The sequence below is a fragment of the Acidocella sp. MX-AZ02 genome (assembly GCF_000306035.1).
Classification (GTDB): Bacteria; Pseudomonadota; Alphaproteobacteria; order Acetobacterales; family Acetobacteraceae; genus Acidocella; species Acidocella facilis.
Window position 1 is genome coordinate 239,126 of the sequence record NZ_JH976209.1, and the last position, 24,866, is coordinate 263,991.

A 24,866-nucleotide genomic window follows, 5' to 3' on the forward strand; every position below is an offset into this window, starting at 1 on the left:
GTTTTCAAACCGCCCGGCATCCCGCATCCTCCTCACGGAGAGCGAAGAGAGAGCGGGATGCCGCAGGATCATACCCACGACCATGACCAAGAGCCGCGCTGGAAGCATGATGGTGTGCGCGTCATCAAAGGCGACCGGCTGGACGCCAACACCGCCCAGACCCCCGGCATGTTTCGCCAGGCCGCGATCAACCAGGCCCGCGTCGGGGCGCAGCGCCTCTGGGCCGGCACCGTCGCCATCGATCCTAACGCCAAGACCGGCGTGCATCATCACGGCGCTCTGGAGAGCGTGATCTATGTCGTCTCCGGCAAGGCCCGGATGCGCTGGGGTGAGAGTCTGGAATTCGTCGCCGAGGCCGGGCCGGGGGATTTCATCTATGTGCCGCCTTACGTGCCGCACCAGGAGATCAATGCCGACCCCGAGCAGGTGCTGCAATGCGTGCTGGTGCGCTCGGACAATGAGGCGGTGGTGGTGAATATCGACAGTATCGAGCCGGTGGAAAAGCCGGAATCGGTCTATTGGGTCGATCCCACTCACAAGGCCCCAGGCTGATCAGGCGGTTTTCCAGCTCTTCCAGGCGAAGCCCAGCATCAGCAACTGCACCAGGGCGGTTATGGCGGCGCAGCCGATCCAGCCGGCGCTGTGCCAGGCGGCGGCGGGGATGATCCCGCCGAAACTGCCGCCGATATAATAGGCGGTCACATATAGCCCGACGGCGGTGGATTTTGCCCCCCGCGCGGCGATGCCGATGAAGCCGGTCGCCAGCGTCTGCTGCGGGAACACCCCGAAGCAGATCAGCAGCAGCCCGAGCGCGATCATCCAGAGCGGGCTGGCCAAAGTCAGCGCCAGACCGAGCAGGATCAGCCCGGTGCAGCCCGCCATCAGCCATTGCCGGTTCATCTTCGCGCCCAGCCGCCCGGCCACCGGGCTTGCCGCCACGCCGCCGAGATAGACCACGAAAATCGCCCCCAGCGCCGCCGGGCCCATATGATAGGGCGCCTCGGCGAGGCGGAAATTGATGAAAGTGAAGACGCTGACCAGCGAGAACAGCACCCCGAACCCGACCGCATAGGTGCCGAGCAGCCGTTTGTTGGAGAGATGGTTGGGAAAGGAGGCCAGCGCCCCCGCCACGCCGGTGGTGGGTTTGAAGCGCGTCTCCCGCGGCAGCAGGAAGGTGATGATCAGCGCCGCCACCAGCGTGATCAGCCCGATCACCAGAAACCCGATGCGCCAATTATGCGTCAGCGCGGTCACGAACCCGACGATCAATCGCCCGGAAAACCCGCCGGTGATGGTGCCGGAGGTATAGATGCCCACCATCTTCATCGCGTTGGCCGGGCTCATCTCGTCGCTGATATAGGCGATGGTGACGGTGAAGATGAAGGGCAGCAGCAGCCCTTGCAGAAACCGGCAGGCGATCAGCATCGGCAGCGAGCTGGCCGTGGCGGCGAGCAAAGTGGGGATGATCAGCAGCAGCGCCGCGCCGCGAATGAAGACGCGCCGGCCGAACCGGTCCGAGAGCATGCCGATCAGCGGCGCCATCGCGGCGGTGGCGATCAGCGGGGCGGTGACGGTGTAGCCGGTCAGCGCCGGCGAGACATGCAGGCTTTGCGCCAGCACCGGCAGGATCGCCTGGGTGCACCACATATTCACGAAGGTCACATAGCCGGCGACGACCAGGGCGAGCGCGGTGGTGCGGGGGATGCCCCCGCTGGTCGGCTCAGAAGCGGCGCTCAAAGACTGTGATGACATCACCCGGCAGAACCATTGCTGTGGTCGGCGCCCGATATTGGGCAGCCTTGCTGCCAATCGTGCGCGTCACTCCCACATAGGCTGTCTCGGCCCGGTAAGTGAACCCGCCGGCAATGGAAATCGCGGTCAGGACTGTCATGCCCGGGCGGTATGGGTAGGGGCCGGGGGTGGTGACCTCGCCCAGCGTGTAGAAGGGCCGGTAGGTGGCGATCTCCACCGCCACCGAGGGGTGCAGGATGAGCTGGCGCGCCTGCAGCTGGCTGGCGATGCTCTTGGCCAGCGCGTCGGTGCTCAAGCCCCCGGCCTGCACCAGCCCCAGCAAGGGCAGGTCGATATTGCCACCATCATCGACATGATAGCTGCCGGACATCTGCGCCTGGTCGAACACCCGCAAATTCAGCGCATCGCCGGGGCCAAGCCGGTAGGGGCCGGGCGGGGCGGGGGGCAGCCTGGGCAAATGGAAGCCCGGCGCCTGCCAGCTGGCGCAGCCGGAGAGCAGAGCGGGGAACGCAGCAAGCAGACCACGCCGCAGCACCATCGGCTTCCTTTCCAAAAGCTTAAGTTACTTCCTGTTTACCGAAGCCGGGAAACCCGGCAAAGCGGTGATTGGACCGAATCCGGAGTTTTTGATGAAGCGCCTCGCCGCTCTGTTTTCCCTGGTCGTGATCATTGCAGCCGGGCTGTTCCTGTTCCTGCCGCACCAAAACCAGCCCGGCGGCAGCGCTGTGCAGGGCGGCTCCACCCAGGCGCCCGTCCCCCCGGTCGCGGCGCAGAACCACGATCCGCGCGCCTTGAGCGCCGCCGAGCAGGCGGCGTTCCTGCCCTTGGTCTGCGGCGGCGCCAGCGGGGCCGGGGGCGGCTATGCGCATCAATGCGCCAGCCTGCCGGGTTATCCCGCCCAGGATTATGGCGGCGCCGGGCTGGGGCTGGGCATCACGTTGAAGAGCGTTGTCATCGGCCATCTCACCAGCGCCACGGCGGATGAGGCCTATGTGACCTATGCCGGCAGCTTCGAGCCGCATGTGAATAGTTTCGGCGGCGGCATCCTGTTCGTCCGCGATGCGGATCATTGGAAACTGAAAGGCTGGTATCCGGGCGGGCAGGCGGAGCATTGCGTCTCGCTGGCCCCGACCGGGCGGGCGAAATTCGTCTGCCTCTATACCGACGAGGCGCAGGGCGAGGCGGATAGCCGGCTTTCGCTGCTCTCCCTGCCGCCGCCGGGCGGTGAGAAGCCGGCGGTGCTGGCGGCGCGCGATCTGCGCGGCACCATGGCCCCCAACGCCAATTGCCAGGGGCTTGCGGACGGCGAGGCGGTGGCGCTGGGGATCGACGGCCTCGCCCCGGCGGAAGACGGCGCCAGCGCGACGCTGAGCTATGTCAGCGCCAAGGATGCCAAGAGTGCTTGTGCCGCCGGGCATTTCGCCACCGCGCCGGTCAGCAAGGCCACGCTGGCGTTGCGCTGGACCGGCGCCGCGCTGAAAATCTCCCCCACCCTGCATCTCGCCCCCGCCTCGTGAGTGCGCAGGCGCAGGCGCTGATCCGTGCGGCGCGGGAGATGGCGGCGCGCGGTCTGGCGGCGGGGACGTCCGGCAATGTCTCGCTGCGCACGCAGGGCGGGATTCTCATCACCCCCTCGGCGGTGCCGTATGAGGATCTGACGCCGGAGATGATCCCGCTGCTGCGCCCGGATGGCAGCTTTGAAGGCCGCTTCCGCCCCTCCTCCGAATGGCGTTTTCATCTGGATATCTATCTCTCCCGCCCGGAGGTGGGCGGGGTGGTGCATCACCACGCGCCCTATTGCACCGCGCTCTCGATGGCGCGCCGGGCGATTCCGCCCTGCCATTACATGGTCACACGCTTCGGCGGCGGCGATGTGCGCTGCGCGGATTACGCGCTGTTCGGCACGGCGGCATTGTCAGAGGCGGTGCTGCGCGCATTGGCGGGGCGGCGGGCCTGCCTGATGGCCAATCACGGCGCGCTGGCGGTGGGCCGGGATGTGGAGGCGGCGCTGGGCGCGGCGAGCGAGCTGGAGGTGCTGGCCCAGCACTATCTGCTGTCCCTGCAGGCGGGCGGGCCGGTATTGCTCTCGGATCAGGAGATCCAGGACGCGCTTGATCAGTTCGCCACCGCCTATCGGCCGAACACGGGGGCATGATACAAAAACGCCGCCCGAAGGGCGGCGTTGACGCGAATCAGGCTGGCTTAGACCGCTTTGATGTTCACAGCGGCATCCTTGCCGCGCTCCTTGGTGATGTCGAAGCTGACCTTCTGGCCCTCATTCAGGCCACGCAGGCCGGCGGACTGCACGGCGGTGATGTGCACGAACACGTCCTTGCCGCCATCCTGCGGCACGATGAACCCAAAACCCTTGGTCGTATTGAACCATTTCACAGTACCGATCGGCATAGTCTTCGTCGCTCCTCAAACGTTTCACCAGCCCGGCCAAACTGGCCGGGACAACCGTGGTCTGCCTTGTCTGCGTCCAGCAGCGGGCGCGCGGGAGCCGAAGTCAAGTCCAAAGTCGATTGCCGTGCCAAGCAGGCACAGAAACATGAAGTTTTGTCAACGATCTTGCGGGGCAGCATTGCAGAAACCGTGGGCCATGGCCGCCTCTGGTTGTAACGAAATGCGCCAGAACGGATCATGGATGGCGCGGACGCTGGAAGTTTGTGATAAAACGCCCATACAAAAACAAGGAGGAGGAGCGCCGACATGTCCGATGCCGATATCATTCCGGTGAAGCCGGAAGTCGAAGCCAAAACCCTGATCAATGCCGCCCGTTTCGAGCAGATGACCAACGCGGCGGCCAGCAACCCCGAGGCGTTCTGGGCCGAGGAATGCAAGCGCATTTCCTGGATGAAGCCGCCGACCAAGATCAAGAATACTAGCTTCGAAGGCAATGTCTCGATCAAATGGTTCGAGGATGGCACGCTGAACGCCAGCGCCAACTGCCTGGACCGGCATCTGGCCGAGCGCGGCGATGCGGTGGCGATCATCTGGGAAGGCGATGACCCGTCCCAGTCCAAGAAGGTCACGTATCGCGAGCTGCATGAGCAGGTCTGCCGGCTGGCCAATGTGCTCACCGCCCAGGGCATCAAGAAGGGCGATGTCGTTACGATTTACCTGCCGATGGTGGTGGAAGCCGCCGTCGCGCTGCTCGCCTGCGCGCGCATCGGCGCGATCCATTCCGTGGTGTTTGGCGGCTTCTCGCCGGACAGCCTGGCGAGCCGCATCCAGGATTGCGGCTCGGTGGCGCTGATCACCGCCGATGAGGGCCGCCGCGGTGGCCGCAAGGTGGCGCTGAAAGTGAATGCGGATGAGGCGCTGAAGAGCTGCCCGAGCGTGAAGAGTGTCGTGGTGGTGAAGATCACCGGGGCCGATGTGGCGATGCAGCCCGGCCGCGATCTCTCCTACGAGGAAGAAACCGCGAAGGCGTCGCCCACCCATCAGGCGGTGGAGATGAACGCGGAAGACCCGCTTTTCATCCTCTACACCTCCGGCTCCACCGGCAAGCCGAAGGGCGTGCTGCACACCACCGGCGGCTATATGGTCTGGGCCAGCTACACCCATGAATATGTGTTCGATTACCGCCCGGGCGAGGTGTTCTGGTGCACCGCCGATGTCGGCTGGGTCACTGGCCACACCTATATCGTCTACGGCCCGCTGGCGAATGGCGCGACCACTTTGATGTTCGAGGGCGTCCCGAATTACCCCAGCGTCTCGCGCTTCTGGGAGGTGATCGACAAGCACCAGGTCAATATCTTCTACACCGCCCCCACCGCCATCCGCGCGCTGATGCGTGACGGCGAAGAGCCGGTGAAAAAATCCTCCCGCAAATCGCTGCGCCTGCTGGGCTCGGTCGGCGAGCCGATCAACCCGGAAGCCTGGCGCTGGTATTATCACGTGGTCGGCGAGGATCGCTGCCCGATCGTCGATACCTGGTGGCAGACCGAGACCGGCGGCGTGCTGATGACGCCGCTGGAAGGCGCCATCGCCCTGAAGCCCGGCTCCGCTGCCAGGCCGCTGCCCGGGGTGAAGCCGCTGATCGTCGATGGCGAGGGCAAGGAGTTGACCGGCGCCACCGAGGGCAATCTCTGCATCGCCGATAGCTGGCCGGGGCAGATGCGTAGCGTCTATGGCGACCATGAGCGCTTCGTGCAGACCTATTTCTCCACCTTCAAGGGGCTGTATTTCACCGGCGACGGCGCCCGGCGCGATACGGACGGCTATTACTGGATCACCGGGCGCGTCGATGACGTGATCAATGTCTCCGGTCACCGCATGGGCACGGCCGAGGTCGAATCCGCGCTGGTGGCGCATGAGGCGGTGGCCGAGGCCGCTGTGGTCGGCTACCCGCACGACATCAAGGGCCAGGGCATTTACGCCTATGTCACGCTGGTGGCGGATGTGGAGCCGACCGAGACGCTGCGCAAGGATCTCATCGCCTGGGTGCGCAAGGAGATCGGGCCAATCGCGGCGCCGGATGTGATCCAGTGGGCGCCGGGCCTGCCGAAGACCCGCTCGGGCAAGATCATGCGCCGCATTCTGCGCAAGATCGCCGCCGATGAGACCGAGAGCCTGGGCGATACCTCGACCCTCGCCGATCCCGGCGTGGTCGCGGATCTGGTGGAAAACCGCGCGCAGAAGAGCGCGGCCTGACCGGTATACGGATGTTTTAATCAGTATACATACGATTCGGCGTGAAAGAGGCCGCTCCCCTGGGGAGCGGCTTTTTGTTGCGCTGCAAAAAATGCTTGCGTGAATGTGATAAGCGCGTTTGATACGCGCATGGATACGTCTGAAGTGCAAAAGCACCGTTCTGAGTCCCTCGATGAGGCCCTGCGTGAGGATATTCGCCTGCTCGGGCGCATCCTCGGCGATACCATCCGCGCCATTGACGGCCCGGCGAGCTACGGGCTGATCGAGACCATCCGCCAGCTCGCCGTGCGCTATCATCGCGACGAGGATAAATCCGCCCAGGCGGAGCTGGAGCAGATTCTGGCCGGGCTCTCCGATGCCGAGATCAACCGTGTCACCCGTGCCTTCGGCTATTTCTCCATCCTCGCCAATATCGCCGAGGATCATCACCATACACGCCGCTGGCGCGCGCATCTGATCGCCGGCGCCGGCCCGCGTGAGGATTCACTGGCCGGCGGGCTGAACCAGGCCCGCGCGCATGGCTATGACGAAGCCCGGCTGAAGGAATTTTTCGGCGGCGCCTATATCGTTCCGGTGCTCACCGCGCACCCGACGGAAGTGCAGCGCCGCTCCATCCTGGATTGCCTGGACGCGATCGCCGGGCTGCTGACCCGGCGCGACCGGCTGGCGGATACGCTGGGGGAACGCGCCGAGATCGAGGCCGCCTTGCGCGCCCGGGTGCTCACGCTGTGGCAGACGCGGATGCTGCGCATGTCCAAGCTCTCGGTGCTGGACGAAGTCGCCAACGCGTTGACCTTCTTCGATGCCACCTTCTTCGCCGAGGTGCCGAAGCTTTATGCGGCGGTGGAGCGCGCCACCGGGGCCGGGCTGGCGGAGTTGCCGGCCTTCCTGGAAGTCGGCACCTGGATCGGCGGCGACCGTGACGGCAACCCGTTCGTGGATGCCAACGTGTTGCGCCAGACTTTGGCCACCCAGGCCGACAAGGCACTGACCCATTACATCGCCGAGGCGCGGATTTTGCGCCAGGAACTCTCTTTCGCCATGTTGCTGGTCGACGTGACCCCGGAGCTGCGCGCCCTGGCCGACAACTCCCCGGATCAATCCGAGCACCGCGCCGATGAGCCCTACCGGCTGGCGCTGGCGAATGTGCAGGCGCGGCTGGCCGCCACTTATGAAGCGCTGCTGGGCCGCGAGCATACCGGCTCCATCTCCGCTTCCGTGCGCGGGGTGCAGGCGCAGCCTTATCCGCAGGTGGAGGATTTCATCGCGGATCTGCTGGTGGTGGCGCGCTCGCTGGAGCGCCATGGCGCCGGGGTGCTGGCCACGCAAGGGCGGCTGGGCGCGCTGCTGCGCGCGGCCAAGGCCTTCGGTTGGACGCTCGCACCGCTGGATCTGCGGCAGAATTCCGATGTGCATGAGAAAGTGGTGGCGGAGCTGCTGGCCATCGCCCAGCCCGGCACCGATTATCTGGCGCTGGACGAGCAGGGCCGCATCGGGATTTTGTTGAAGGAGCTGGAGACCGCCCGCCCGCTGGTCTCCCGCCATGTCGCTTACAGCGCGCTCACCGCCAAGGAGCTGGCGATTTTCGATGAGGCGCGGGCCTCGCATCTGCGTTACGGCAAGCGCTGCATCCGCACCATGATCATCTCCAAGACCGATGGCCTGTCGGACATGCTGGAGCTGGCGGTGCTGCTGAAGGAAGCCGGGCTGCTGCGCCCGGCGGAGGGGGCGCTGGATGTGAATCTGGTGCCGCTGTTCGAAACCATCGAGGATCTGCGCGCCGCCCCGGCGATCATGGAAACCTTGTTCGCCGCCCCGGCCTATCGCCGGCTGCTGGCCGGGCGCGGCGATGTGCAGGAGGTGATGCTCGGCTATTCGGACAGCAACAAGGATGGCGGCTTTGTCACCTCCGGCTGGGAGCTGTACCGCGCCGAGGTCGGGCTGGTTGAGGTATTTGCCAAACATGGCGTGCGCATCAGGCTGTTTCATGGCCGCGGCGGCTCGGTCGGGCGCGGCGGCGGGCCGTCCTACCAGGCGATTCTGGCGCAGCCTGCCGGCGCGGTGCAGGGGCAGATCCGCCTGACGGAGCAGGGCGAGGTGATCGCCGCCAAATACGGCAATGCGGAAGTTGGTCGGCGTAATCTGGAAGTGATCCTGGCGGCGACGCTGGTGGCCACCGCCGACCAGGCGGTGGCGGCGCCGCCGCAGGAGGATTTCGTCGGCGCGCTCGGCGAGCTTTCCGACAATGCGTTTTCCGCCTACCGCAATCTGGTCTACGAGACCGAGGGCTTCGAGGATTATTTCTGGCAATCGACGGTGATTTCGGAAATCGCCGCGCTCAATCTCGGCAGCCGTCCGGCGAGCCGCAGCAAGAGCCGCTCGATCGAGGATCTGCGGGCGATTCCCTGGGTGTTTTCCTGGGCGCAATGCCGCATCATGCTGCCTGGCTGGTACGGGTTCGGCAGCGCGGTGGAGCGGCTGCTGGCGGCGCGCGGGCGCGAGGCGGGGATGGCGCTGCTGCAGGCCATGTTCCGCGACTGGCCGGTGTTTTCCACGCTGCTCTCCAACATGGACATGGTGCTGGCGAAGGCGGATATGGGCATCGCCGCGCGCTACGCCGCCCTGGTGCAGGATGAGGAGCTGCGCGCGCGCATCTTCCCGCGCATCATCGCCGAATATGAGCGCACCCGGGCCTATCTGCTGGAGATCACCGGCCAGACGGCGCTGCTCGACCGCAACCCGGTGATGCGCCGCTCGGTGCTCAACCGCTTCCCTTATCTGGACCCGCTGAACCATGTGCAGGTGGAGATGATGCGCCGCTATCGCGAGCAGAGCGAGGATGGCGAAGCCTCCGAGCGCATCCGCCGCGGCGTGCATATCTCCATCAACGGCGCCGCGGCGGCGTTGCGCAATAGCGGATGAATGCGCAGCTTGCCGCCAGCCTCGAGCAGCTGCGCGCCGTATCGCCGGATGATTTTGACGGGCTGCACGAGATCGAGACTCGCTGGTCCATATTGGCCGGCGAGGACGAAAGCGTCGTCCCGGACCTTTATCGTCTTTATATGGACACGCTGCGCGGCTGGTTTGGCGCGGCGCCTGCCGCAATCGGGTTCACGGGGCTGGATGCGTATAAATTCGTTATCAGCTTCTGCGGTCTGGCGCGCTTCCCCAGCCATGGCGCCAAGGCCCGGGCCAGCGCCGGGCTCGCCGCCATCCATGCCGAGCATCTCGCCCTGCTCACCGCCGGGCTGGACCGGCCGGATGAGCTGATCAGCGCTGTCCATCTCAGGACACGGACGGGGTGTTGGAGCGATGTGCTGGCGGCGATGTTCGAGCTGTATTATTGGCGCCGGCCGCTTGATTATGAGCGCGACCCGATCTTCGGAGAGGTTGCTGCCTTGCTGCCACGATTTTACCGCGCCTTCCCTGATCGCAGCGATCGTCCGTTGTCCCATCTCCTGGAAGCGCATCCGCGCTATGTCGAGTCCGTGGTGGACCTGATTCGCTTTTATCTGCTTGAGCGCGGGCAAGGGCACAGCGGCCCCATAGGCGATTTTTTTGACGAGATGCTGGGCCAAACACCGTTCACGACGCCGCTCAGGATACAAAATGCCGAGATTTTGAAGGCTGTTTTGCACGATGCCGGGTCGTGGCCGCAGGATCGGCTGCGCTTGTTTATCGAAACCGCAGTGCTGGAGCCGCTGAATATCCGCCCGGTGTCGCAAGCCGAAAGACTGGAGGCGCTGGACCGTGATATCGCCGTGGCAATCCACCGGCTGAACGTCGGGAAAGATCGCGCTCCACCGGCGGCGGAATCGAACATCGAAACAAGGTTTCTGCGCCAGTCTGAAGCCGAACGCCATCTGGTCGAAACCGATTTTACGGAATGGGCGCGCCGCCGGCACGATGCCGGCGTGCAGGCGCTGGCGGTTTCAACCGCCGCGCGCCGGGCGGTGAAAACGATTTGCGCCAAACTTCCTGCCAAGTGCAGGCCCGAACTCCAGACATTGCTGGGTGAGGCGGACGCCTGGGCGCGCCGCCCCAAGCGCTTCCCGATGCCCGCGCCCGCCGAAAACCGCTTCCGGGATTTTGGTCTGAAGTTGCTGGTAATCGAGGAGCTGATGTATCGCCAGAAGCGCCTGCTGCCGGTTTTCGATCTCGCGTCCTTCGCGGCCGAATATACCAAGCGCGAGATTTCAGTGGAGGAGGATGGCTACGCGATCATCCCCGAGGTGGCGCGCTATTTCAAAAATTTGCCGATCCCTGAGGACGCCCTGGCCTGTGTTGAAACGCTGCACCAATCGAGTGGGCTGGATGGCGGCGCGCGGGTGATGGCGCAGCTTTTTCCGTTTTGGGATCCCGGATCGGGGGACGAGCCGATCGCGGTCAGTGCCAAGGCGATAGAGGATCTGGCGTTGCTACCCAATCTCACCCGTATCAGCGGTCTAGAGAATAGCCGCCCGTCCCAACGGCTGTTGAGGGCGCTGCGCGATAAAGGGGTGGCCTTGGTCAGGGAGGAGGATCGCTGACCGGCTCAACGGGGCGGCATTTCAGGGTCGCGGGTTGGCATGCCTAGAGCCTCAAGCTTTTGGCTTGAGGCTCTAGGTTTTGTTTTACCGAGCAATTTCATTTGTTTGTCTTGACGCTGACGCGTCAACCTCAACATATATTGCTCTAGCTGCGCTGGGTGCGCCGTTTCATATCCTGGCGGCGTTGTTTCTGTTCCGCCCGGATTTTCTTGTAGTTCAACGTTTTCCCGGTCTCCCAAAGATGCAGCGCGGTAAAATAGGCCGCCAGGGCGGCGCGTGTGTTGCCCTGTGTGGTGATGCGGATCTGCGCGAACAGGCCGAGTGTGTTGAACTGGTAATCTCGCACCCGCTCCTGGCAGGTTGCGAAATACAGCATCAGCATCCCCATCTTCCGTCGGACATTGATGATGTCCGACAATTTCACCGCCCCCAGCGGGGCTGCCGGCACATAGAGCATGCCATTATAGGCGATGAGCCGGGGGGTGGCCCAGTTGGGCGAACGCCGACGCAGCTGCCCCAGGCCCCAGGCGAACAAAATTGGCGCCAGCATCAGCCCGCAGACCAAGGCAAGCGTGCCGTTGGACACGTCTCCATACAGAATCGCAAACATGGTCGTGGTGAAGATGAGGCTAAGCGCGGTGCCGAGCAGCATCCAGTTCAGCTCAGAAAAATGCCCATTCAGAATTTTTGCGGGAGGCGGAAACGCGCCATTGCGGGGCGCCAGAGCGCGGAAGGCGGCCTCAATCTCGCCGCCGCCCGGCAGGTTGAAATGCGACAGCCGCAGATGCAGCTGGTGGGGAGATTCCGCGCGATGCGCGGTGAACAGGGCGGCGCGGGGGTCGGTATCGCCGATGAACAGCGCGCTGGAGGGATTTTCCGAGAGGTAGATATAGATGGCATAGGCTTTACCCCGGCGCCGGCAGACATGCAGCCCCAGAACATCGCTCCATCTGATGTGATAGCCCTGGGGGCCGAGGAAGCTGATCCCCTCCGGCGTGACGTCGAAGGCGGCATTGCGGCGCCGGAACGCCCCGGCATAGCGCCGCAGCAACCTGATGCCGCCAATGGCCATGAAGATGCCCGCGAAAATCGCCGCCGGGCGGAACAGCACGAGGCTGCCGATGACGATGAAAACGCCGCCCAGCGTCATCAGCAATCCGCAGGCGAGCATGGCGGTGGCGAAACCGGCCCGGTAATGCAAGGTGAAAGGCGCGGGTGTATCTGCCATGGAGACCTCTGATCGTTGCGAAGCATTAAAAGAGCGCGCCAGCTCGCAGGCAATAGTCCAAAAATTCCACAATGTGGCCTCTGATGGAAATAACATTGCGCGTGGTGGGAGGCTGGCATGCCGGAAATCAGCCGGAAGGCGGGTGACAGGGCCGTCATAACGCGCTAGGTGAGCCGCCAGTATTTTCCAAGACCAACCAGGAACCCTAGACATGCGCGTTTATTACGACCGGGATGCCGACGTTAATCTGATCAAGAGCAAGAAGGTCGCCATCATCGGCTATGGCAGCCAGGGCCATGCCCATGCGCTGAACCTGAAGGATTCCGGCGTCAAGGAACTCGCCATCGGTCTGCGCGCTGGCTCCGCCGGCGTTGCCAAGGCGGAAGGTGCGGGGCTGAAGGTGATGAGCCCGGCCGAGTGCGCGAAATGGGCCGATGTGGTGATGGTGCTGACCCCGGATGAGGGCCAGGCTGATTTGTACTACAAGGATCTGGCCCCGAACCTGCGCGAGGGTGCCGCCATCGCCTTCGCCCACGGCCTGAATGTGCATTTCAACCTGATCGACCCGCGCAAGGATATCGACGTGTTCATGGTCGCCCCGAAGGGCCCCGGCCATACCGTGCGCGGTGAGTATCTGAAGGGCGGCGGCGTGCCGACCCTGGTGGCCGTGGCGCAGAACCCGTCCGGCAACGCCTTCGAGATCGCTTTGTCCTATGCCTCCGCGAATGGCGGCGGCAAGGGTGGCATCATCGAGACCACCTTCAAGGAAGAATGCGAGACCGATCTGTTCGGCGAGCAGGCCGTGCTCTGCGGCGGCCTGGTCGAGCTGATCCGCGCCGGTTTCGAGACGCTGGTCGAGGCCGGCTACGCCCCGGAGATGGCCTATTTCGAGTGCCTGCACGAGGTGAAGCTGATCGTCGACCTGATCTATGAGGGCGGCATCGCCAACATGAACTACTCGATCTCCAACACCGCCGAGTATGGTGAATATGTCACCGGCCCGCGCATCATCACCGCCGAGACCAAGGCCGAGATGAAGAAGGTGCTGGAAGACATCCAGACCGGCCGCTTCACCCGCGACTGGATGCTGGAGAACAAGGTGCACCAGGCCAGCTTCAAGGCCGTGCGCGCCCGCAACGCCGCCCACCCGATCGAGGAAGTGGGTGCGAAGCTGCGCGGCATGATGCCCTGGATCTCCAAGGGCGCGCTGGTCGATAAGGCTAAGAACTAATCACGGTTCATCTGATCAAGCTGGCGGCGGGGGCGAAGGATGTTTCGCACCTGGCCGCCTGGCAGAAGAAAACGGCGGCAGAGATGCCGCCGTTACGTCATTTCACCCGCCATATGCCCAAGCGGCGGGACGAGATCCTGGATGGCGGCTCGCTCTATTGGGTGGTGAACGGCGTCATCATGGTGCGCCAGCTTGTGCTGGATATTCTGTCCGACACCGAGGCGGATGGCAGCGCCTGCGCCGCGCTGGTGCTGCACCCGGAGCTGATTCGCGTTGAGGGCCGGGCGATGCGCGCCTTCCAGGGCTGGCGCTATCTCGACCCCAAGGACGCCCCGGCCGATCTTGCCGCCATGGGCAAGGGGGCGGAGGAGATGCCGGATTCGATGCGCCGGGCGCTGGCCGCTCTCGCGTTGCTGTAAACGCAAACGCCGCCCCACGGGCGGCGTTTCTCATTCAAGCTTAGTAATAGGCCCAGCCATTATGGTGCCAGCGGCGATGTCGCCAGTAGCGGTGCCCATCCCAATAGCCATGGCCGTTATAATAATGGCCGATCACCAGGCCGGGCGGCACCACCACCACGCCGGGGCCACGCGGCGGTGGCGGGCGGTTCGGGCGGCAATGCCCGTAAGGGTCGCGGTGCCAGCCGGGGCCGCAGCCTTGCGCGGCGCTCGCCGCAGCGGCGGTGCCGCATAACAGGCCCAGGGCGCAAACGCTCGTGAGTAATTTTTTCATCTGTACCTCGTCAGTGGAACGCGGAACGCCTTGGTACATAAGCCGGAGAATGTGGCGGCACGATGCGCCGGGGCTAAGCGTCTTGTTACAAAACGGAGAGCGCCGGTGGTGGCGGGGAACGGCGAAATTTTGCGTCTCGCCTGAGCCATGCTAGGTGCGCCGGGAACCAAAGGAGTCTGACGAATGGCGGTAAACGCCTTTATCTTCCCCGGTCAGGGCAGCCAGGCTGTCGGCATGGGCCGGGATCTGGCCGCATCCTTCGCCCCCGCCCGGCATGTGTTCGAGGAAGTGGACGAGGTGCTGAAGCAGAAGCTCTCCAAGCTGATGTTCGAAGGCCCCGCCGATGAGCTGACCCTGACCGAGAATGCGCAGCCGGCCTTGATGGCGGTTTCGCTCGCCGTGCTGCGGGTGTTGCAGCAGGAAGGCGGGCTGAAGCTCAACGAAAAGATCATCGTCGCCGCCGGGCACAGCCTGGGCGAGTACAGCGCCCTGGCGGCGGTGGACGCGTTCTCGGTGGCCGAGGCGGCGCGCTTGCTCAAATTGCGCGGCCAGGCGATGCAGAAAGCGGTCGGCCCCGGGCTGGGCGCCATGGCGGCGCTGCTGGGGGTAGAGATGGAGCTGGCCCGCGAGATCTGCGCCGAGGCCGAGGATGGCCCGAATGGCCGCGAAACTGTCGCCTGCGCCAATGATAATGGCGGCGGCCAGGTGGTGATTTCCGGCCATAAGGCGGCGGTGGAACGCGCCATCGAGATTTCCAAGGCCAAGGGGGTGAAGCGCGCCATGCTGCTGCCGGTCTCCGCCCCCTTCCATTGCGCGCTGATGGCCCCGGCGGCGGATGCGATGGCGGAAGCCTTCGCCAACGCCCCGCCGCATGCCCCGGTGCTGCCGATCATCGCCAATGTCACCGCCGCCAAGGCCAGCGACCCCAGCCAGATCCGCGATCTGCTGGTCGAGCAGGTCACCGCCACCGTGCGCTGGCGCGAAAGCGTGGAGGAGATGGTGAAGCTCGGCGTGACCAATTTCTACGAAATCGGCGCCGGCAAGGTGCTCTCCGGGCTGGTGAAGCGCATCGCCCCGGAGGCCAGCGCCACCCCGGTGGGCAGCCCCGCCGATATCGAAGCTGTGCTGAAGGTTCTGTAAATGTTTGATCTGACTGGTAAAACCGCCCTCGTCACCGGCGCCTCCGGCGGTATCGGCGCGGAAATCGCCCGGGCGCTGCATGCGCAAGGCGCTGTCGTCGCGCTGTCGGGCACCCGCCGTGAGGCGCTGGACACGCTCGCCGCCGAGCTGGCCGAGCGCGTGCATGTGCTCCCGGCGGATCTCTCGGTGGCCGAGGAAGCCGCGAGGCTGATCGCCGACGCGGAAGCCGCGATGGGCAAGGTCGATATTCTGGTGAACAATGCCGGCCTGACCAAGGACGGGCTGGTGCTGCGCATGTCGGACGCGGATTGGGAGAAGGTGATCAATGTCGATCTCGCCGCGCCCTTCCGCCTCTCCCGCGCCGCGTTGAAATTCATGCTCCGCCGCAAGGCCGGGCGCGTCATCAATATCGGCTCCATCGTGGGCACCACCGGCAATCCCGGCCAGGCAAATTACTGCTCGGCCAAGGCCGGCCTGATCGGCCTGACCAAGTCCCTGGCGCAGGAAGTCGCCTCGCGCGGGATCACCGTGAACCTCGTCGCCCCCGGCTTCATCGAAACCCCGATGACCGATGCGCTGAACGAGGCGCAGCGCGCTGATCTATCAGGTAAAATCCCGCTCGGCCGGCTCGGCGCGCCGAAGGATATCGCCGCCGCCGTGCTCTATCTGGCCTCGGAAGAGGCGGGCTGGGTGACCGGCACCACGCTGCATGTGAATGGCGGCATGGCAATGTCCTGATCCCCTGGCTTGGCGGCGCGTGAAAAACCATGCTAAGCGCCGCCTTGTCTGACGTTTTTAACAAATCTGACCCGGTGGCGGCCGCAAATCCGTTCCGGGGCAAAGCCAACCCAGCAGGAAAGTGATATTTCGATGAGCGAAATCGCCGACAAGGTTAAGAAGATTGTTGTCGAGCATCTCGGCGTGGACGAAGCCAAGGTGACCCCGGAAGCTTCCTTCATCGACGATCTGGGCGCTGACTCGCTGGACACGGTCGAGCTGGTGATGGCGTTCGAGGAAGCCTTCGGCGTGGAAATCCCCGAGGATGCCGCCGAGAAGATCACCACCGTCAAGGACGCGATCGACTATATCGAGAAGCAGAAGGCCGAATAAGGCCCTTTTCGCTTCCCTAAAGCCGTCCAAGGAGTTCGCATGCGCCGTGTTGTCGTAACAGGTATGGGGATCGTCTGCCCGCTTGGGGTGGGGGTCGAACATGTCTGGAAGAGGTTGATTAACGGTGAATCCGGCATTTCAGCCATCCAATCCTTCGACACCACGGAGCTGACGGCGAAAATCGCCGGGCAGGTCCCGGCGGGGCCGAGCGCCGAGGGCGGTCTCGATCTGGCGGAATGGATTCCGGCCAAGGAAGTGAAGAAGATGGACCGCTTCATCCACCATGGCATGGTGGCGGCGGCCCAGGCGATGGCCGATTCCGGCTATGTGCCGGAGACCGAGGAAGAGAAATACCGCGCCGGCGTGATGATCGGCTCCGGGATCGGTGGTCTGCAGACCATCTATGAGACCTCGGTGATGGTGCATGAAGGCCGCGCCAAGCGCGTCTCCCCCTTCTTCATCCCGGCGGCTCTGATCAACCTGATCTCCGGCCAGGTCTCCATCCGCTACGGGCTCAAGGGTCCGAACCATTCGGCGGTGACGGCCTGCGCCACCGGCGTGCATGCCATCGGCGATGCCTCGCGTCTGATCGCTTATGGCGATGCGGATGTGATGGTGGCCGGCGGCGCCGAAGCCGCGGTGAACCCGCTCGGCATTGCCGGGTTCTGTGCCTCGCGCGCGCTGTCCACCGGCTTCAACGACCGCCCGACCGAAGGCTCCCGCCCCTGGGACAAGGACCGCGACGGCTTCGTGATGGGCGAGGGTGCCGGCGTGGTGGTGCTGGAAGAATACGAGCACGCCAAGGCGCGCGGTGCGAAGATCTACGCTGAGATCGGCGGCTATGGCATGTCCGGCGATGCGCATCACATCACCGCGCCGGCCGAGCATCATGACGGCGCCTTCCGCGCGATGAAGGCGGCCTTCAAGAATGGCGGCCTGTCTCCGGAAGATGTCGACTATATCAACGCGCACGGCACCTCGACCCCGATGGGCGACGATCTGGAGCTGGAAGCGGTCGAGAACATGTTCGGCGCGCATGGCAAGAAGGTCGCGATGTCCTCCACCAAATCCGCGATCGGGCATCTGCTCGGCGCCGCCGGGGCGGTGGAGACGATCTTCTCGATCCTGGCGATCCGCGACAATATCGCCCCGCCGACGCTGAACCTGCATAATCCGAGCCGTGAGTCCGTGGTCAACCGCGTGCCGCTGACTGCGCAGGAGCGCAAGATTGACGTGGCCTTGTCCAACAGCTTCGGCTTTGGCGGCACCAACGCCTCCATCCTGTTCAAGCGGGCCAACTGATCCATCTTGCGCTGGCGGGGCCGTCTCTTTCTCGTCCTGCTGGTTCTGCTGACCGCGATCAATGCGGGGCGGATGGCGGTTCACGAGAGTTATGACGGCCCGGGTGCCGGGCGCTCGGATCTGATCCTGATGGTGCCGCCCGGCGGCACCCAACAGGTCGCCTCCACCCTGGCGAAGGCCGGGGTGATCGACTATAAGCTGATCTTCCGCGCCGCCGCCTGGTTCACCCGCGGCCAAGGGCCGTTGCGGACGGGCGAATATCTCTTCCCCCAGCATGCCAGCCTGCATCAGATCCTGGATATTCTGCGCCATGGCGCCGAGGTGCAGCACCAGGCCACCATCCCGGAAGGGCTGACCGGCAGCCAGATCGCCGATATCCTCAATGCTCTGCCGGTGGCCACGGGCCATGTGGCGCCGCCGGCCGAGGGGGCGGTGCTGCCGCAGACCTATGATTATGTCTATGACACGCCACGCCATACCATTCTGGCCCGGGCCGAGGCGGCGATGCAGGGCAAGCTCGCCAGCCTGTGGGCGGGGCGCGACCCTGCCGTGCCGCTGGACAGTCCGGCCCAGGCGGTGATCCTGGCCTCCATCGTCCAGCAGGAGACGCCGCTGGAGAGCGACATGCCGATGATCGCGGCGGTGTATGAGAACCGGCTGAAGGCGGGGATGAAGCTGCAGGCGGACCCGACGGTGATCTATGCGGCCACGGACGGCAAGCAATCGGGCGGGACCGGCATCACCAAGGCGGATCTGGCGCTGGATTCGCCCTACAATACCTATGTTGTCCAGGGCCTGCCGCCCGGGCCGATTTGCAATCCGGGGGAGGCGGCGCTGCAGGCGGTGCTGCATCCGGCGCGGAGTAATGCGCTCTATTTCATCGCCGCCAAGGATGGCACCGGCCGCTCGGTGTTTTCAACCGGGCTGAAACAGCAGCTGGACAACATCCAACATCTCTGGAACCAAAACCGCTAGAGCCTCAAGCTTTTAGCTTGAGGCTCTAGTTTTGTTTTAGCGAGCAATTTCATATGCTTATCCTGACGCTGGCGCGTCAACCCAAACACATATTGCTCTAAAATTCGCAAAAGTTTTTTGGTGCCGCTTTTTTTTGGTCAGCCCTTCGGCCCGAAGCCCAGGAACCCGGCCTGCGGGTCAGGCGTGCCGGTGCCGGCATTGCCGTAATGCGGCGCGGGGCTGGCCTTGGCCGGTTGCATCGGGGCCTGCTTATGGGATTTCGCCTGCTTGCTGCCCTTTGCCGGGGCGGCTGGGGCGTTGTTCAGCGTCCAGGGCTTACCCATGGTGCCGCTGCCCCCCTGCGCCGCGATCTCGTTGCGGCTGCCCAGCAGCATGAAGGTGATGGCGTTGCGGTTCAGCGCGATCGACATATCGATCGGCGTCTCGCCGAACTGGTTCTTAGCGGAAAGCTGCGCGCCACGGCTGATCGCGTCCTGCGCGGAGCCGTAATCATTCTTGCTGATGGCGGTGAACAGCTCCTGCGTCGGGTCGCCGCCGATGGGCGCCTTCAGCTGCGGCCCGGTGGAGGGCGGGGCCATATTGCCCACGCCCGGCAGGCCGCTCGGGGCGATCTGGGGTGCGCGCGGCTCCATTTTCGGGGCAGGCGCGCCGCCGGCGCCGCCCATGCTCATGCCAGAGCCCAAGCCGCCGGCCATTTGCGCGAAGGCGGGTGGCGCGAAGACGCAAAGGGTAAAGCCCAAGGCAAGGGAATGAGCACGTTTCATGGCCATGCTCTGTACTGCATGCGCAGGATGGCGTCCATGCGCATGCAGGGCGCGGCGGATTACTTCTGTTTTGCCTTCAGCGCCGCCAGCTCGCTTTGCAGCCGCTCCACCTCGGCGCGCAGGCTGGCGATCTCTTCCTGGCTGTCCTGCGGCGCCTCCGGCTTCGCCTCATTGCCGTAGAAGGGCGAGAACAGCGTCATCGCCCGCTCCATCATCGCCATGTTGCGCCGGCCCATATCCTCAACCCCCGGCGGCATGAACGGGCCGAAGGTCTTGGTCACGGTCTCGCGCACGCTTTCCTGCTGGCGCATGAAATTGGCCATCGCCTGCTCCAGATATTTCGGCATCAGCCCCGGCATCTCGGTGCCGTAGACGCCGATGAGCTGGCGCAGGAAGGTGGTGGGCAGCAGCGCGTTGCCCTTGCCCTCTTCCTCGACGATGATCTGGGTCAGCACCGAGCGGGTGATGTCATCCCCGGATTTGGCGTCATAGACCACGAAATCGCGGTTATTGCGCACCATTTCGGCAAGGTTTTCCAGGGTGATGTAGCTGGAGCTCTCGGTGTTGTAGAGCCGCCGGTTGGCGTATTTCTTGACGATGACGGGCTGCGGCGTGGACTGGACCGTTTCATTCATGGTTTTTCTTCCATCCCGATTCGTGATGAGACAATGTACCAGACCATAAAAACACGAAATTTGTGCGCTGCACAGGCTGGCCTTGCATGGCATTCCTGGCGAATGTGCCGGGGCCGGGTTACAAGGGGCAGGAGCACCGGCAGGGATTTCATGGCGCATGGACGAGACATTGGCCAAGGACTTCGTGGCCGTCTGGCAGAGCGAGCTGACCGCGATGGCGGCGGACCGCGAATTGCGCGAGTGCTGGGCCGCAACCTTGGCGCTCTGGGCGCAGGCGGCGGCCGCCGCCGCGGCGCTGATGCCGCATGAGCCCCCGCCCGGAAGCTCCCGCCCCGCTCAGCCGGTGCGGCCCGCGCCCGCTGCTGCTGCATCTGGGCCTGGCCTGGATGAGGTCGAGCGGCTCAGCCGCCGCGTCGCTGAACTTGAACAGCGTCTGGCCCAGCTTCTCGACCGGCGAGACGCTGGCTGACCCGCAGGCGGTTGAAGCTTTGTTCCGGGAGATGCTGCGCCAGGACAAGGCGCTGATTGCCGGCATCGCCGCTTATCGCCGGGATGGCTATGTGCGCGAGATGCGCGACCCGCCGGCGATCTGGGAGGAAGGCGAGAGCCGGGTGCTGGATTATGGCGGGGAGGGCACCAAGGTGCTGTTCGTCCCCAGCCTGATCAACCGCGCCTATATTCTCGATCTGATGGAAAACGCCTCGATGCTGCGCTGGCTGAGCGGGCAAGGGCTGCATCCTTATCTGCTGGATTGGGGCTGGCCGGGCGAGGTGGAGCGGCGCTTCTCCCTCACCGATTACATCGCCGGCCGGCTGGAACGCGCCCTGGCGGCGCTGGAGGGGCCGGTGGTGCTGGCCGGCTATTGCATGGGCGGGCTGCTGGCCCTGGCCGCCGCCTTGCGCGTCCCGGCCAGGGTGAAGGCGCTGGCGCTGCTCGCCACACCCTGGGATTTTCACGCCGAGGATGCGGATACCGCGCGGCGTGTCGCCGAGATGGTGCCCTTCATGGAAGCGACGATGCAGTTTTCCGGCACTTTGCCGATCGACGCGCTGAATACGATGTTCGCCATGGTCGATCCGTTCGGGGTGGGCGAGAAATACCGGGATTTCGCCGGGCAGGACAAAGCCAGCGCGCGCGCCCGGCGCTTCGTGGCGATGGAGGATTGGCTGGCCGATGGCGTGCCGCTGGCCGCCCCGGTGGCGCGCGAGGCACTCTCCGGCTGGTACGGCGCCAATGCCACGGCGCGCGGGCAATGGCGGGTGGCCGGGCTGGCGGTGGACCCGGCCCGGCTGGAGATGCCCGCCTTCTGCGCCATTCCGGCGCGGGACCGGCTGGTGCCCGCCAGCTCGGCCCGGGCTTTGGCGGCGCGTTTGCGCCATGTCACGGTGATCGAGCCGCAGGCAGGGCATATCGGCATGGTGGCCGGCACCCATGCGCAAACGTCGCTTTGGCGGCCTTTCGCGGATTGGGTGCTCGGTCTATCGTGAGTGCAACGACTACGAGACTGATAAAAGGAAACCAGGACATGGAAGATATCGTCATCGTCTCCGCGGCGCGTACCCCGGTTGGCAGCTTCAATGGCGCCTTCGCCACCACCCCGGCGCATGTGCTGGGCACCGTCGCGCTGAAGGCCGCCATCGCCCAGGCTGGCCTCTCCCCTGAAGATATCGATGAGGCGATCCTGGGCCAGGTGTTGACCGCCGCCCAGGGCCAGAACCCCGCCCGCCAGGCCGCCCGCGCCGCCGGCATTCCGGACAGCAAGACCGCCTTCGGCATCAACCAGGTCTGCGGCTCGGGCCTGCGCGCCGTGGCGCTGGCGGCCCAGCAGATCGCCTCCGGCGAGAGCAAGATCGTCATCGCCGGCGGCCAGGAGAGCATGAGCCTCTCCACCCATGCCGCCTATCTGCGCGCCGGGCAGAAGATGGGCGATATGAGCTTCATCGACACCATGATCAAGGACGGTCTGTGGGACGCCTTCAACGGCTATCACATGGGCATCACCGCCGAGAACGTCGCCAAGCATTGGCAGATCACCCGCGACGAGCAGGACGCGCTGGCTTTGGGCTCGCAGCAGAAGGCCGCCGCGGCGCAGAAGGCCGGCAAGTTCAAGGACGAGATCGCCCCGGTGACGCTGAGCTCGCGCAAGGGCGAGGTGGTGGTCGAGAATGACGAATATATCCGTCACGACGCCTCCGCCGAGACCATGGCCAAGCTGCGCCCCGCTTTCACCAAGGACGGCACCGTCACCGCCGGCAATGCCTCTGGCATCAATGACGGTGCTGCCGCTCTGGTGGTGATGAGTGCCAAGGAAGCCGCGGCGCGCGGCCTCACCCCGCTGGCGCGCATCGCCAGCTTCGCTACCGCCGGCGTGGACCCGGCGCTGATGGGCTCCGGGCCGATCCCCTCCTCCAAGAAAGCGCTGGAGCGCGCCGGCTGGAAGGTTGGCGATCTCGACCTGATCGAAGCCAACGAGGCCTTCGCGGCGCAGGCGGCGGCGGTGAACAAGGAGCTGGGTCTCGACCCGGCGAAGGTGAATGTGAATGGCGGCGCCATCGCCATCGGCCATCCGATCGGCGCGTCGGGCGCGCGCATCCTCACCACGCTGCTGCATGAGATGAAGCGCCGCGATGCCAAGAAGGGTCTGGCGACTTTGTGCATCGGCGGCGGCATGGGTGTCGCCATGTGCGTCGAGCGCTAGGCTTTTCGAAAATATCAAACCCCAGGCCAAGGCCTGGGGTTTTTTAATGTCTCGTGCCATCTTACCTTTTACGAGGCACGCAAGCGAAGCGAGGAAACATGGCGGTCAGCAAAGTCTCTCCCAATGCCGTGGAGGCCCTGAAGGGCAAGTTGTTCGACGGTATGACGATCATGTCCGGCGGGTTCGGCCTGTGCGGCATTCCGCAGACATTGATCGAGGCGATCCGGGAGTCCGGGGTGAAGGATCTCACCGTGATTTCCAACAATGCCGGTATCGATGGCGCCGGGCTCGGCATTCTGCTGGAGACGCGCCAGATCCGGAAGATGATCTCATCCTATGTCGGTGAGAACGCCACTTTCGCCAAGCAATTCCTTGCCGGGGAGCTGGAGATCGAATTCAACCCGCAAGGCACGCTGGCCGAGCGCATCCGTGCCGGCGGGGCAGGGATTCCGGCCTTCTTCACCGCCACCGGCTATGGCACGCAGATCGCCGAGGGCAAGGAAACCCGGGAATTCAACGGCCGCCATTACGTGATGGAAACCGGGTTGTTCGCGGATCTCTCCATCGTGCACGCCTGGAAAGCGGATACCGAGGGCAATCTCGTCTATCGCAAGACGGCGCGCAATTTCAATCCGATCATGGCGACGGCGTCGAAATTCACCGTGGCCGAGGTTGAGGAGATCGTCGAGCCGGGGCAGATCGACCCGGATCACATCATCACGCCCGGCATCTTCGTGAAGAAGATCGTGAAGCCCGCCACCATCGAAAAACGCATCGAACAGCGCACCGTGCGCAAGAAGGAGGGTTGATCCATGCCCTGGAGCCGCGACGACATGGCCGCCAAGGCCGCCGCCGAACTTGAAGACGGGTTCTATGTGAATCTCGGCATCGGCATTCCCACGCTGGTCGCCAACCATATTCCCGAGGGCATGACCATCCAGCTGCAATCCGAGAACGGCATGCTGGGCATGGGGCCGTTCCCTTATGAGGGCGAGGAGGATGCGGATCTGATCAATGCCGGCAAGCAGACAGTGACCGCGCTGCCGACCACCAGCTTTTTCGATTCCGCCCAGAGCTTTGGCATGATCCGTGGCGGGCACATCGATATTTCCATTCTCGGCGCGCTGCAGGTGGCGGAGACTGGCGATCTCGCCAATTGGATGGTGCCGGGCAAGATGGTGAAGGGCATGGGCGGGGCGATGGATCTCGTCGCCGGCGTATCGCGCGTGGTGGTGCTGATGGAGCATACCGCCAAGGGCGAGGCGAAGATTCTGAAGGAATGTTCTCTGCCTTTGACCGGCAAGGGGGTGGTGAGCAAGATCATCACCGATCTCGGCGTGTTCGAGGTGAGGAAGGGCGAGAGGCCCGGCCTGGTGCTGATCGAACACGCGCCGGATGTCACGGTTGAAGAGATCAAAGCAAAAACCGAAGCCGACTTCGCCGTGGCTTTAGCCTAAAGTTTCAAAAGTTTTTGAGGGTGCGGGAACTTTTTTCAAAAAGTTCCCGCCTCTTTCCGCCAAATCCAGACCATAACCAGCAGATTGAGTAGGGCGGTCACGAGCAAAATCGTCCCCGACCCCACCCCCTTCGCATAAGCCAGCGCCTCCAGCCCGCCCGCTGCCAAGGTCGCTGCCGCGTTCAGCATATTATTGGCGCTCACCATGCGTGCGCGTGCCGCCGCCGGGCTCGCGGTTTGCAGCAGCACGTAGAAGGGCACGGAGAACAGCCCGCCACAGAGCGCCAGGGCGGCCAGATCCAGCAGCAGATGCCAGCCGGCAAACTGCCCCAGCAGGGCGGCGATGTCCGGCGCGACGATGTGGCCGCTGCACTTGGCGAAATCCGCGATGAACAGGCTCAAGCCCAGCCCCGCTGGCAGCACCAGCCGCAGCGGCCGCGTTGTGTGCACAAAGCGCGCCGCCAGCAGCGCGCCCACCCCCACCCCAATGGCGAAGATGCCCAGCAGCAGCGTCACCACATGCGCATCCGCCAGCAGCCGGGTGCGGGCCAGCACCGGGAAGGCCGCCAGCACGCTGGCCCCCAGCGCCCAGAACCAGGAAATGCCCCAGCAGGCGAACCAGACCGGGCGGATGCGCGAGGCCTCGCGCAGCAGG

The 24,866-nt window shown here is 64.7% G+C and carries 26 protein-coding genes and 1 pseudogene; 18 read left to right on the forward strand and 9 right to left on the reverse strand.

Annotated elements, in window-relative coordinates:
* Positions 1 to 57: 57 nt before the first annotated feature.
* Entirely contained in the window at positions 58 to 552 is a 495-nt protein-coding gene (locus MXAZACID_RS13340) for a cupin domain-containing protein (RefSeq protein ID WP_008494950.1), read from the forward strand.
* Here the strand turns inward: MXAZACID_RS13340 and MXAZACID_RS13345 are convergent, their stop codons facing one another.
* Together MXAZACID_RS13345 and MXAZACID_RS13350 are read right to left on the reverse strand one after the other, a co-directional pair.
* Positions 553 to 1,737: an MFS transporter gene (locus MXAZACID_RS13345; protein ID WP_008494951.1), complete on the reverse strand. Its 1,185-nt coding sequence runs from the start codon at positions 1,735 to 1,737 to the stop codon at positions 553 to 555. It lies immediately after the preceding gene.
* Complete coding sequence (locus MXAZACID_RS13350) at positions 1,721 to 2,290, reverse strand: polysaccharide biosynthesis/export family protein (protein ID WP_008494952.1); 570 nt, start codon at positions 2,288 to 2,290, stop codon at positions 1,721 to 1,723. Before MXAZACID_RS13350 ends, MXAZACID_RS13345 begins: the two co-directional genes overlap by 17 nt.
* A gap of 91 nt (positions 2,291 to 2,381) precedes the next feature.
* On the opposite strand from MXAZACID_RS13350, the gene MXAZACID_RS13355 reads away from it, so the two are divergent.
* Together MXAZACID_RS13355 and MXAZACID_RS13360 are read left to right on the forward strand one after the other, a co-directional pair.
* Positions 2,382 to 3,269 carry a hypothetical protein gene (locus MXAZACID_RS13355; RefSeq protein WP_008494953.1) on the forward strand — a complete coding sequence of 296 codons (888 nt, stop codon included), beginning with the start codon at positions 2,382 to 2,384 and terminating at the stop codon, positions 3,267 to 3,269.
* Complete coding sequence (locus tag MXAZACID_RS13360) at positions 3,266 to 3,907, forward strand: class II aldolase/adducin family protein (RefSeq protein WP_008494954.1); 642 nt, start codon at positions 3,266 to 3,268, stop codon at positions 3,905 to 3,907. Before MXAZACID_RS13355 ends, MXAZACID_RS13360 begins: the two co-directional genes overlap by 4 nt.
* A gap of 47 nt (positions 3,908 to 3,954) precedes the next feature.
* On the opposite strand, the gene MXAZACID_RS13365 is transcribed toward MXAZACID_RS13360, so the two are convergent.
* Entirely contained in the window at positions 3,955 to 4,158 is a 204-nt protein-coding gene (locus MXAZACID_RS13365; RefSeq protein ID WP_008494955.1) for a cold-shock protein, read from the reverse strand.
* Positions 4,159 to 4,464: 306 nt separating this feature from the next.
* Between MXAZACID_RS13365 and acs the strand changes: the two genes are divergently transcribed.
* Both acs and ppc read left to right on the forward strand, forming a co-directional pair.
* The gene (gene acs / locus MXAZACID_RS13370) at positions 4,465 to 6,411 is read left to right on the forward strand and encodes an acetate--CoA ligase (protein WP_008494956.1); all 1,947 of its coding nucleotides are present in this window, start codon (positions 4,465 to 4,467) and stop codon (positions 6,409 to 6,411) included.
* A gap of 129 nt (positions 6,412 to 6,540) precedes the next feature.
* The gene (gene ppc, locus MXAZACID_RS13375; protein WP_039885382.1) at positions 6,541 to 9,333 is read left to right on the forward strand and encodes a phosphoenolpyruvate carboxylase; all 2,793 of its coding nucleotides are present in this window, start codon (positions 6,541 to 6,543) and stop codon (positions 9,331 to 9,333) included.
* On the opposite strand, the gene MXAZACID_RS19790 is transcribed toward ppc, so the two are convergent.
* Complete coding sequence (locus MXAZACID_RS19790; RefSeq protein WP_205619809.1) at positions 9,231 to 9,695, reverse strand: hypothetical protein; 465 nt, start codon at positions 9,693 to 9,695, stop codon at positions 9,231 to 9,233. The genes ppc and MXAZACID_RS19790 overlap by 103 nt on opposite strands.
* 42 nt (positions 9,696 to 9,737) lie before the next feature.
* On the opposite strand from MXAZACID_RS19790, the gene MXAZACID_RS17930 reads away from it, so the two are divergent.
* Positions 9,738 to 10,940, forward strand: coding sequence for a hypothetical protein (locus tag MXAZACID_RS17930; RefSeq protein ID WP_168118438.1), 1,203 nt, complete (start codon positions 9,738 to 9,740; stop codon positions 10,938 to 10,940).
* 145 nt (positions 10,941 to 11,085) lie between these two features.
* Here MXAZACID_RS17930 and MXAZACID_RS13385 read toward each other — a convergent pair whose 3' ends face one another.
* Positions 11,086 to 12,168 (reverse strand): hypothetical protein, encoded by a 1,083-nt coding sequence (locus tag MXAZACID_RS13385; protein WP_008494960.1) that lies wholly within the window; start codon positions 12,166 to 12,168, stop codon positions 11,086 to 11,088.
* Between the two features lie 211 nt (positions 12,169 to 12,379).
* Between MXAZACID_RS13385 and ilvC the strand changes: the two genes are divergently transcribed.
* Both ilvC and MXAZACID_RS13395 read left to right on the forward strand, forming a co-directional pair.
* A complete protein-coding gene (ilvC, locus tag MXAZACID_RS13390) occupies positions 12,380 to 13,399 on the forward strand; it encodes a ketol-acid reductoisomerase (RefSeq protein ID WP_008494962.1) in 1,020 nt (339 codons plus the stop codon).
* A gap of 20 nt (positions 13,400 to 13,419) precedes the next feature.
* Positions 13,420 to 13,818: a DUF1489 family protein gene (locus MXAZACID_RS13395; protein ID WP_256378783.1), complete on the forward strand. Its 399-nt coding sequence runs from the start codon at positions 13,420 to 13,422 to the stop codon at positions 13,816 to 13,818.
* A 40-nt stretch (positions 13,819 to 13,858) separates the two neighbouring features.
* Here the strand turns inward: MXAZACID_RS13395 and MXAZACID_RS13400 are convergent, their stop codons facing one another.
* Positions 13,859 to 14,131, reverse strand: a complete 273-nt coding sequence (locus MXAZACID_RS13400) for a GCG_CRPN prefix-to-repeats domain-containing protein (protein WP_008494964.1) — start codon at positions 14,129 to 14,131, stop codon at positions 13,859 to 13,861.
* Positions 14,132 to 14,314: 183 nt separating this feature from the next.
* On the opposite strand from MXAZACID_RS13400, the gene fabD reads away from it, so the two are divergent.
* The 5 genes from fabD (at position 14,315) to mltG (ending at position 18,658) form a co-directional block, all read left to right on the forward strand.
* The gene (gene fabD, locus MXAZACID_RS13405; RefSeq protein WP_008494965.1) at positions 14,315 to 15,271 is read left to right on the forward strand and encodes an ACP S-malonyltransferase; all 957 of its coding nucleotides are present in this window, start codon (positions 14,315 to 14,317) and stop codon (positions 15,269 to 15,271) included.
* Positions 15,272 to 16,009, forward strand: a complete 738-nt coding sequence (fabG, locus tag MXAZACID_RS13410) for a 3-oxoacyl-[acyl-carrier-protein] reductase (protein ID WP_008494966.1) — start codon at positions 15,272 to 15,274, stop codon at positions 16,007 to 16,009.
* Positions 16,010 to 16,141: 132 nt separating this feature from the next.
* The gene (locus MXAZACID_RS13415; protein WP_008494968.1) at positions 16,142 to 16,381 is read left to right on the forward strand and encodes an acyl carrier protein; all 240 of its coding nucleotides are present in this window, start codon (positions 16,142 to 16,144) and stop codon (positions 16,379 to 16,381) included.
* 39 nt (positions 16,382 to 16,420) lie between these two features.
* The gene (gene fabF / locus MXAZACID_RS13420; RefSeq protein ID WP_008494969.1) at positions 16,421 to 17,683 is read left to right on the forward strand and encodes a beta-ketoacyl-ACP synthase II; all 1,263 of its coding nucleotides are present in this window, start codon (positions 16,421 to 16,423) and stop codon (positions 17,681 to 17,683) included.
* A gap of 6 nt (positions 17,684 to 17,689) precedes the next feature.
* Positions 17,690 to 18,658: an endolytic transglycosylase MltG gene (gene mltG, locus MXAZACID_RS13425; protein WP_008494970.1), complete on the forward strand. Its 969-nt coding sequence runs from the start codon at positions 17,690 to 17,692 to the stop codon at positions 18,656 to 18,658.
* Between the two features lie 137 nt (positions 18,659 to 18,795).
* Here mltG and MXAZACID_RS13430 read toward each other — a convergent pair whose 3' ends face one another.
* Positions 18,796 to 19,422 (reverse strand): ankyrin repeat domain-containing protein, encoded by a 627-nt coding sequence (locus MXAZACID_RS13430; protein ID WP_144052800.1) that lies wholly within the window; start codon positions 19,420 to 19,422, stop codon positions 18,796 to 18,798.
* A 59-nt stretch (positions 19,423 to 19,481) separates the two neighbouring features.
* Entirely contained in the window at positions 19,482 to 20,057 is a 576-nt protein-coding gene (gene phaR, locus MXAZACID_RS13435; RefSeq protein WP_008494972.1) for a polyhydroxyalkanoate synthesis repressor PhaR, read from the reverse strand.
* Positions 20,058 to 20,214: 157 nt separating this feature from the next.
* Here phaR and MXAZACID_RS20185 point away from each other — a divergent pair, with 157 nt between their 5' ends.
* The 5 genes from MXAZACID_RS20185 to MXAZACID_RS13455 all read left to right on the forward strand — a co-directional run bounded on the left by MXAZACID_RS20185 (position 20,215) and on the right by MXAZACID_RS13455 (position 24,212).
* Positions 20,215 to 20,526 carry a hypothetical protein gene (locus tag MXAZACID_RS20185; RefSeq protein ID WP_008494973.1) on the forward strand — a complete coding sequence of 104 codons (312 nt, stop codon included), beginning with the start codon at positions 20,215 to 20,217 and terminating at the stop codon, positions 20,524 to 20,526.
* Positions 20,527 to 20,557: 31 nt separating this feature from the next.
* Complete coding sequence (locus tag MXAZACID_RS13440) at positions 20,558 to 21,544, forward strand: alpha/beta fold hydrolase (protein WP_008494974.1); 987 nt, start codon at positions 20,558 to 20,560, stop codon at positions 21,542 to 21,544.
* A gap of 38 nt (positions 21,545 to 21,582) precedes the next feature.
* Positions 21,583 to 22,755 carry an acetyl-CoA C-acetyltransferase gene (locus tag MXAZACID_RS13445; RefSeq protein WP_008494976.1) on the forward strand — a complete coding sequence of 391 codons (1,173 nt, stop codon included), beginning with the start codon at positions 21,583 to 21,585 and terminating at the stop codon, positions 22,753 to 22,755.
* 98 nt (positions 22,756 to 22,853) lie between these two features.
* Positions 22,854 to 23,564, forward strand: coding sequence for a CoA transferase subunit A (locus tag MXAZACID_RS13450; RefSeq protein ID WP_008494977.1), 711 nt, complete (start codon positions 22,854 to 22,856; stop codon positions 23,562 to 23,564).
* Between the two features lie 3 nt (positions 23,565 to 23,567).
* Positions 23,568 to 24,212 carry a CoA transferase subunit B gene (locus tag MXAZACID_RS13455; RefSeq protein WP_008494978.1) on the forward strand — a complete coding sequence of 215 codons (645 nt, stop codon included), beginning with the start codon at positions 23,568 to 23,570 and terminating at the stop codon, positions 24,210 to 24,212.
* Between the two features lie 35 nt (positions 24,213 to 24,247).
* Here MXAZACID_RS13455 and MXAZACID_RS19405 read toward each other — a convergent pair.
* Positions 24,248 to 24,866, reverse strand: a pseudogene (locus MXAZACID_RS19405) (acyl-[ACP]--phospholipid O-acyltransferase); the annotation flags it as partial.

Coding starts and splice junctions, on each gene's coding strand:
- fabF (WP_008494969.1), top strand. CDS start 16,421: ATGCGCCGTGTTGTCGTAACAGGTATGGGGATCGTCTGCCCGCTTGGG.
- MXAZACID_RS13450 (WP_008494977.1), top strand. CDS start 22,854: ATGGCGGTCAGCAAAGTCTCTCCCAATGCCGTGGAGGCCCTGAAGGGC.
- MXAZACID_RS13365 (WP_008494955.1), bottom strand. CDS start 4,158: ATGCCGATCGGTACTGTGAAATGGTTCAATACGACCAAGGGTTTTGGG.
- fabG (WP_008494966.1), top strand. CDS start 15,272: ATGTTTGATCTGACTGGTAAAACCGCCCTCGTCACCGGCGCCTCCGGC.
- MXAZACID_RS13440 (WP_008494974.1), top strand. CDS start 20,558: ATGCTGCGCCAGGACAAGGCGCTGATTGCCGGCATCGCCGCTTATCGC.
- ilvC (WP_008494962.1), top strand. CDS start 12,380: ATGCGCGTTTATTACGACCGGGATGCCGACGTTAATCTGATCAAGAGC.
- MXAZACID_RS20185 (WP_008494973.1), top strand. CDS start 20,215: ATGGACGAGACATTGGCCAAGGACTTCGTGGCCGTCTGGCAGAGCGAG.
- MXAZACID_RS13445 (WP_008494976.1), top strand. CDS start 21,583: ATGGAAGATATCGTCATCGTCTCCGCGGCGCGTACCCCGGTTGGCAGC.
- MXAZACID_RS13400 (WP_008494964.1), bottom strand. CDS start 14,131: ATGAAAAAATTACTCACGAGCGTTTGCGCCCTGGGCCTGTTATGCGGC.
- MXAZACID_RS17930 (WP_168118438.1), top strand. CDS start 9,738: ATGTTCGAGCTGTATTATTGGCGCCGGCCGCTTGATTATGAGCGCGAC.
- MXAZACID_RS13385 (WP_008494960.1), bottom strand. CDS start 12,168: ATGGCAGATACACCCGCGCCTTTCACCTTGCATTACCGGGCCGGTTTC.
- MXAZACID_RS13350 (WP_008494952.1), bottom strand. CDS start 2,290: ATGGTGCTGCGGCGTGGTCTGCTTGCTGCGTTCCCCGCTCTGCTCTCC.
- MXAZACID_RS13340 (WP_008494950.1), top strand. CDS start 58: ATGCCGCAGGATCATACCCACGACCATGACCAAGAGCCGCGCTGGAAG.
- MXAZACID_RS13455 (WP_008494978.1), top strand. CDS start 23,568: ATGCCCTGGAGCCGCGACGACATGGCCGCCAAGGCCGCCGCCGAACTT.
- acs (WP_008494956.1), top strand. CDS start 4,465: ATGTCCGATGCCGATATCATTCCGGTGAAGCCGGAAGTCGAAGCCAAA.
- MXAZACID_RS13355 (WP_008494953.1), top strand. CDS start 2,382: ATGAAGCGCCTCGCCGCTCTGTTTTCCCTGGTCGTGATCATTGCAGCC.
- MXAZACID_RS13430 (WP_144052800.1), bottom strand. CDS start 19,422: ATGAAACGTGCTCATTCCCTTGCCTTGGGCTTTACCCTTTGCGTCTTC.
- MXAZACID_RS19790 (WP_205619809.1), bottom strand. CDS start 9,695: ATGGACAGCGCTGATCAGCTCATCCGGCCGGTCCAGCCCGGCGGTGAG.
- phaR (WP_008494972.1), bottom strand. CDS start 20,057: ATGAATGAAACGGTCCAGTCCACGCCGCAGCCCGTCATCGTCAAGAAA.
- ppc (WP_039885382.1), top strand. CDS start 6,541: ATGGATACGTCTGAAGTGCAAAAGCACCGTTCTGAGTCCCTCGATGAG.
- MXAZACID_RS13415 (WP_008494968.1), top strand. CDS start 16,142: ATGAGCGAAATCGCCGACAAGGTTAAGAAGATTGTTGTCGAGCATCTC.
- fabD (WP_008494965.1), top strand. CDS start 14,315: ATGGCGGTAAACGCCTTTATCTTCCCCGGTCAGGGCAGCCAGGCTGTC.